The 6,370-nt window shown below is 70.6% G+C and carries 9 protein-coding genes; 4 read left to right on the top strand and 5 right to left on the bottom strand.

The window, feature by feature from the left end; translation table 11 throughout:
* Positions 1-34 precede the first annotated feature (34 nt).
* Both G7B67_RS12600 and G7B67_RS13575 read right to left on the bottom strand, forming a co-directional pair.
* The gene (locus G7B67_RS12600; protein ID WP_166212955.1) at positions 35-280 is read right to left on the bottom strand and encodes a hypothetical protein; all 246 of its coding nucleotides are present in this window, start codon (positions 278-280) and stop codon (positions 35-37) included.
* A gap of 111 nt (positions 281-391) precedes the next feature.
* Positions 392-1,015, bottom strand: coding sequence for a group III truncated hemoglobin (locus tag G7B67_RS13575; protein ID WP_341480473.1), 624 nt, complete (start codon positions 1,013-1,015; stop codon positions 392-394).
* 51 nt (positions 1,016-1,066) lie between these two features.
* On the opposite strand from G7B67_RS13575, the gene fdxA reads away from it, so the two are divergent.
* Complete coding sequence (gene fdxA, locus G7B67_RS12590) at positions 1,067-1,414, top strand: ferredoxin FdxA (RefSeq protein ID WP_166212953.1); 348 nt, start codon at positions 1,067-1,069, stop codon at positions 1,412-1,414.
* Between the two features lie 86 nt (positions 1,415-1,500).
* Here fdxA and gap read toward each other — a convergent pair whose 3' ends face one another.
* The gene (gene gap / locus G7B67_RS12585; protein WP_166212951.1) at positions 1,501-2,505 is read right to left on the bottom strand and encodes a type I glyceraldehyde-3-phosphate dehydrogenase; all 1,005 of its coding nucleotides are present in this window, start codon (positions 2,503-2,505) and stop codon (positions 1,501-1,503) included.
* A gap of 76 nt (positions 2,506-2,581) precedes the next feature.
* Between gap and G7B67_RS12580 the strand changes: the two genes are divergently transcribed.
* On the top strand, positions 2,582-3,415 hold the full coding sequence (locus tag G7B67_RS12580; protein ID WP_166212949.1) for a S1/P1 nuclease: 834 nt from the start codon (positions 2,582-2,584) through the stop codon (positions 3,413-3,415).
* 24 nt (positions 3,416-3,439) lie between these two features.
* On the opposite strand, the gene trxC is transcribed toward G7B67_RS12580, so the two are convergent.
* Positions 3,440-3,880 carry a thioredoxin TrxC gene (gene trxC / locus G7B67_RS12575; RefSeq protein WP_166212947.1) on the bottom strand — a complete coding sequence of 147 codons (441 nt, stop codon included), beginning with the start codon at positions 3,878-3,880 and terminating at the stop codon, positions 3,440-3,442.
* Positions 3,881-4,053: 173 nt separating this feature from the next.
* On the opposite strand from trxC, the gene G7B67_RS12570 reads away from it, so the two are divergent.
* Positions 4,054-4,878 (top strand): MBL fold metallo-hydrolase, encoded by an 825-nt coding sequence (locus tag G7B67_RS12570; protein ID WP_166212945.1) that lies wholly within the window; start codon positions 4,054-4,056, stop codon positions 4,876-4,878.
* 156 nt (positions 4,879-5,034) lie between these two features.
* Entirely contained in the window at positions 5,035-5,778 is a 744-nt protein-coding gene (locus G7B67_RS12565; RefSeq protein WP_166212943.1) for a sulfite exporter TauE/SafE family protein, read from the top strand.
* Positions 5,779-5,970: 192 nt separating this feature from the next.
* Here G7B67_RS12565 and G7B67_RS12560 read toward each other — a convergent pair.
* A partial coding sequence (locus G7B67_RS12560) for an energy transducer TonB (RefSeq protein ID WP_166212941.1) occupies positions 5,971-6,370 on the bottom strand: 400 nt, incomplete at its 5' end.

Genomic DNA, 6,370 nt, shown 5'->3' with positions numbered 1-6,370 from the left:
TGGGTGACTGGACCTCAGACGTGTGCTCCTCCGATCAGGACGCCAGCGACGGCGCGCGCAACGTCACCGGTTGCGCCATGCCCGGCTCCGCGCGCGTCGGCGGGGCCGCCACCGGCGGCGCGACCGGCGCGGTTGGCACGTCAAGTGCCTCGATTGCCGCCAGCCGCCGCTCCAGTCCCGCAACACGCGCCTTGAGCGTGCCGATCGCACTCAGCGCCAGGATCAGCAGCACGGGCACCGCGAGCACGGCCAACGCCAGCAACGCGATCAGGGATTCCATTGCGTTCGCCCTACGGCGCGCCTCCCCGGCGCGGATGCGGCACCTTATCGCGGGGCTGGCGCGGCCGCCATGCGCCTGTCGGCCGGCCGCGCGCCCGCGCCCGTAGGCGACTCAGTCCAGTCCCAGGCCGTAACGCAGGCTGCGCGCGATGCGTGCGGCATAGTCGCCGAACAAGGCCGCGTGCGCCGGGGACAGCACCTCGTTGGCGGTCTCGCGCCACAGCGCCAGCCAGTGCTCGAAATGCGCGGCGCGGATCGGATGCGGCCGGTGCGCGGCCATCGGATTGCCGCGATAGGTGCCGCTGCGCAGGGCGACAGAGGACCAGAATTTCACCAGCGTGCGCTTGTGCTCGTCCCAGTCGTGCACCGCCGGATTGAAGATCGGCCCGAGCACGGGATCGCGCTGCACGCGATCGTAGAAGCGGTCCACCAGGCGCTCGATCTCGGCGGGCGTCAGCGGGTCGGCGCCGGAGGACGCATCGCCATCCGGGCCTGCGCGTGGCGGGGGCTCGTTTCGAACGGGCGTGGGGTCGGGGCCCCTGGTGCGCGCGCGCCCACCCGGCGCGTCCGCTCCGCGCGCGTTTGCATGGCCTGCACCGCCGTCCTCGCGGCCGCCGGGTCGCGCGCCTGCGGGCAGTGCATCGTTGGCCGGCGCATCGTCCGACGGAAGGGAATCGTGGTCGCTCACGCGCGCAGTATCCGCCTGCATCGATGATGTCGCCTTGATCCAGGTCATGGCAGGCGATTGTTGCCCTGCCGATACTGGCCCGGCTGGAGACGCCCCGCGATGACCCACGTCGTCACCGAAAACTGCATCAACTGCAAGCACACCGACTGCGTGGAGGTGTGCCCGGTCGACTGTTTCCACGAGGGACCCAACTTCCTCGTGATCGATCCGGTGGAATGCATCGACTGCACGCTGTGCGTGGAGGAATGCCCGGTCGGGGCGATCTTCGCCGCCGACGACGTCCCGGCGGGCCAGGAGCCGTTCCTGGCCATCAATGCCGAACTGGCACCGCGGTGGCCGGTGCTCACGCACAAGAAGCCGGCCATGCCCGATGCAGGCACGTGGGACGGCGTGCCCGGAAAGCTGTCGCTGCTGCAGCGCTTCCCGGCCGAGCCGGTCGCGGAGTGATCGCAGCGGGCTGACGTCGCCACCTCTGCTTCCCGCAAACGAAAAACCCCGCATCGCGCGGGGTCTTCGCCGGGATCGCAGCCGGGTTACTTCGCCGCGACCACGCGCACCATTTCCAGGCACTTGTTCGAATAGCCCCACTCGTTGTCGTACCAGCTGACCAGCTTGACGAAGGTGGGATCGAGCGCGATGCCGGCGCGCGCGTCGAAGATCGAGGTACGCGCGTCGCCGCGGAAATCCGTGGCCACGACCATGTCCTCGGTGTAGCCGAGGATGCCCTTCAGCGCGCCTTGGGACTGCGCCTTCATCTCGGCGCAGATCTCGTCGTAGGTCGCCGGCTTCTCGAGTTCGCAGGTCAGGTCGACCACCGACACGTCGGAGGTCGGCACGCGGAAGGACATGCCGGTGAGCTTCTTGTTGAGCTCGGGAATCACCACGCCGACGGCCTTGGCCGCGCCGGTGCTGGACGGGATGATGTTTTCCAGGATGCCGCGTCCGCCGCGCCAGTCCTTGTGGCTGGGGCCGTCGACGGTGCGCTGGGTGGCGGTGGCCGCATGCACGGTGGTCATAAGGCCGCGCTTGATGCCCCACTTGTCGTTGAGCACCTTGGCCAGCGGCGCCAGGCAGTTGGTGGTGCACGAGGCATTGGAGATGATCGCCTCGCCCTTGTAGGCCTTGTCGTTGACGCCGAAGACGAACATCGGGGTGTCGTCCTTCGACGGCGCCGAGAGGATCACCTTCTTCGCGCCGGCATCCAGGTGCTTCTGCGCGCTGGCCTTGTCCAGGAACAGGCCGGTGGATTCGATCACGACGTCGGCGCCGACCTCGTCCCACTTGAGGTTGGACGGGTCGCGCTCCTGGGTCAGGCGGATGCGCTGGCCGTTGACGACCAGCTGGCCGTCCTCGATCGACACCTCGCCCTCGAAGCGGCCGTGGACGGAGTCGTAGCGCAGCATGTAGGCCAGGTAGTCCGGCTCGAGCAGGTCGTTGATGGCGACGATCTGGATGTCGTTGCCGAAGTTCTGCACGGCCGAGCGCAGCACGTTGCGGCCGATGCGGCCGAAGCCGTTGATGCCTACCTTGATCGTCATACGGAAACTCCTGACTGACGGGGTGCGAAGAGCCCGCTATTTTAGCCGCTCCCTCCTGACTGACCACCCATCGACCATGCGCCGGCTGCCTCTGCTGCTGCTCCTGCTGTTCACCATCAGCCCCGTCGCGCTGGCCTGGAGTGGCCTGGGCCATCGCCTCGTCGGCGACCTGGCCGCCCGCCATGTCCGACCGGCGACGGCTGCGGCGATCGGGCGGTTGCTCGCGGGCGAGCGCGAGCCGACGCTGGCCGGCGTCGCCAGCTGGGCCGATGACCTGCGCCACGCCGATCCGGCGCGCTTCCGCGCCACGTCGCGCTGGCACTACGTGGCGATGGGCGACGGTTGTGCGCTGGAGCTGCCGCGCGACTGTCCCGATGGCGACTGCGTGGTGGCGGCGATCCGCAGCCAGCAGGCGATCCTGGCCGGCCGTGCGGCGCCGCTGGACGCGCGTCGTGACGCATTGAAATTCCTCGTCCACCTGGTCGCCGACGTGCACCAGCCGCTGCATGCCGGCGGCCACGGCGACAAGGGCGGCAACCGCTTCCAGGTCAGCCTGCGCACCGACCATGCGCCGCCGGCCTTCCTGCGCGACCACTACGCCGACGGCGTGCTGGGCACCAACCTGCATGCGGTCTGGGACTACGACGTGCTGGCCTCGGCCGGCCTGACGGCCGATGCCTACGCCGAGCGGCTGGCAGCCGCGCCGTGGCCGCCGGTCGCCGCGGCCAATCCCGACCCGGCGGCGTGGGCGGCCGAATCCTGCCGCCTGGTCGACATGGCAGGGTTGTATCCCGCAGGCCATGCGATGGATCGCCGCTACCTGGTCGCGCATCGCGCCCTGGCCGAGCTGCGCATCCGCCAGGCCGCGTACCGGCTGGCGACGCTGCTCGACACCGCCCTGGCCGAGTGAAGGCGGCACCGGCCGCCTGCCTGCTCAACCGGGCAGGTGCTGCCGGGCCCAGTGCACGATGTCGGGCGCCGACAACGCGCCGGGCTGGCGCGCAAGCTCGCGGCCGCCGACGAACAACGCCAGGGTGGGGATGCTGCGGATGCCGAAGCGTTGCCCGAGCGCGGGTTGGGCCTCGGTATCGACCTTCGCCAGGCGCATGCGCGGCTCCAGCTGCGCGGCGGCCGTCTCGAACGCCGGCGCCATCATCCGGCACGGCCCGCACCACGGCGCCCAGAAATCCACCAGCAGCGGCAGGCCGCTGCGCGCCTGGTGGGCGTCGAACGACTGCGCGTCCAGCGCCAGCGGATGGCCGGTGAACAGCGGTTGATGGCACTTGCCGCAGGCCGGCGCTGCGCCCACCCGGGCCGTCGGCACCCGGTTGAGTGCGTGGCAATGCGGGCAGGCGACCAGCGTGGCATCGATCATCGAGCGCTCCCGTCGCGCCAGGATCGCGGCGCGACGGCGATGACAACACCACCGGCGTGAGCGCGGTGCGCAGTGTCGTCGCATGCCGCAACCGCCGCAGCGCTACCATCCGGGCCGCCATGCCGTTGCGGCAGGTGCGGCCAAATCACGCGATGCCGCATGGGAGGACAGCGATGCCCGACGCGATTGCGATCCAGCCGTTCTTCCACCCGCCGACCGGCACCTGGAGCTACATCGCCAGCCGCGGCAGCGACGCGGTGGTGATCGATCCGGTGCTGGACTACGACGCCGGCGATGGCCGCACCGGAACCACGGCCGCGGATGTTTTGCTCGCCCACCTCGACAGCCAGGGCCTGCGCCTGCACTACGTGCTCGAAACCCACGCCCATGCCGATCACCTCAGCGCCGCGGCCTACCTGACGTCGCGCACCGGCGCGCAGGTCGCGATCGGCGCCGGCATCCGCGCGGTGCAGGCGCATTTCGCCAATGGCTTCGGCCTGCGCGTCGACGACCCCGCCTTCGTCGACGCCTTCGACCGCCTGCTGAAGGACGGCGACGTGCTCGATGCCGGCGAGCTGCGCATCGAGGTCATCGCCACGCCCGGGCATACGCCCGACGGCCTGTCGTATCGCATGGGCAACAACGTGTTCGTCGGTGACACGCTGTTCGCGCCCGACGTCGGCACCGCGCGCTGCGATTTTCCGGGCGGCAGTGTCGAGCAGCTACACAACGCGATCCAGCGCCTGCACGCATTGCCGGACGACACCGTGTTGTGGCTGTGCCACGACTACCCGCCGGCCGGACGCGCGCCGCGCGCGTGGATCCCGGTGGCCGAATCCCGGCGCGACAACACCATGGCCGCAGCACGCATCGCGGCCGATGCCTTCCATGCCGCGCGTCGTGCCCGCGATGCGACCCTGTCGCCGCCGGCCTTGCTGCGGCCGGCATTGCAGGTCAACCTGCGCGGCGGTCGCCTGCCCGCGCAGGACAGGCGATAGCATTTTTGTGGGAGCGGCTTCAGCCGCGAGCGCCTCGCCGGCCCAGGATCGCTGTCGGCGAAAGGCAAACGATGCTTCCCTCGCGGACAGCTCGCGGCTGAAGCCGCTCCTACCGCCTGCCAAACGCGCTGCATTGCATTCGACAAAGGCTGATCGATGACCGGGTTGCTGGCGGGCGTGGGCTTCTTCATCGTCGCGGTGCTCTATTCCTCGGTCGGCCATGCGGGCGCCAGCGGCTACATCGCGGCGATGGCCCTGCTCGGTTTCGCGCCCGACACCATCCGGCCGACGGCGCTGGCGTTGAACCTGCTGGTCGGCGGCATCGGCCTGCTGCGCTTCTGGCGCGAAGGCCACGTGCGCTGGCGCAACGTGTTGCCGTTCGTCGTCGCCTCGGCGCCCGCCGCGTACCTTGCCGCGCAGGTACACCTGCCGCGGCAGGGATATTCGCTGCTGCTGGGCGGATTGCTGCTGGTCGCCGCATTCGGCATCTTCCGCAGCGCGAGCCGCGTGCTGGCGCTCGATGCGCAGGCCGCGGGACGCCAGGTGCCGTGGGCCGCCGGGCTGGCGGTGGGTGCGGCGATCGGCGTGCTTTCCGGATTGACCGGCACTGGCGGCGCGATCTTCCTCACGCCCCTGCTGCTGTTCGCGCGCTGGATGCCGACGCGCGATGCCAGCGGCACCTCGGTCGCCTTCGTCTGGATCAATTCGTTGACCGGGCTGGCGGGACTGCTGCATGCGACCGGCACGCTGCCGGCGATGCTGCCGCTGTGGCTGGTGGCGGTCGGGGCGGGCGCGCTGCTCGGCAGCCAACTCGGATTGCGCTGGCTGCCGGTCAAGCAGTTGCGCTATGCGCTGGCGCTGGTGTTGCTGGTGGCGTCGGCAAAGCTGTTGTTCGCGTAGCGGAATGTGGTGGCGGTTGGCGGGTGGCCGATGGTTGGAGAGCCCCGGGGTGCGGTGCGCTTACCCGGGCTAGCGATGCCACAAATGCATCGGATGCGATGCTCTTTCGGCCCTGTCGCGCCGGCGCCCATTGCGCCGGCATGACGACGACCGTGACGCGGATGCCGGCTGCGAACCGGCTCCGCGCCGCCGTTACGGTGTCGGGCTCGCCGCTGCCCCGGCGCGGCCGGCCTCGAATTTCACCGGCACCCGCACGCGATACGCCACGGCCTGACCCTCTTCGAGCTTGGGCGCGAAGCGCCAGCCCCGCGCGGCATCGAGCGCGGCCTGGTCGAAGACACCAGCCGGTTCGGCGCTGGCCACTTCCACGTTCGCAGGCTGGCCATTGGGCGCGACGTCGATCTGCAGCACGACCTTGCCACTGATCCCGGCTTTGCGCGCATGCACCGGATACACGGGCTTCGCCAGCGGCGGTGCCGGCGGGGCGGGTGCCACCGGCGGCGCCGGCGGGACCGGCGGCAAGGCGGGCATCGGGGCCAGCGCCGGCAGCGGCAGCAAAGCGCCCGCCGCGGCAACCTGCATCGGGGCTGCG

It is taken from the genome of Cognatiluteimonas telluris, assembly GCF_011320095.1.
In the GTDB taxonomy this organism is placed as follows: Bacteria; Pseudomonadota; Gammaproteobacteria; order Xanthomonadales; family Xanthomonadaceae; genus Cognatiluteimonas; species Cognatiluteimonas telluris.
The sequence above is the reverse complement of the archived record's forward strand: the minus strand, read 5'-3'. Positions and strand labels throughout refer to the sequence as shown.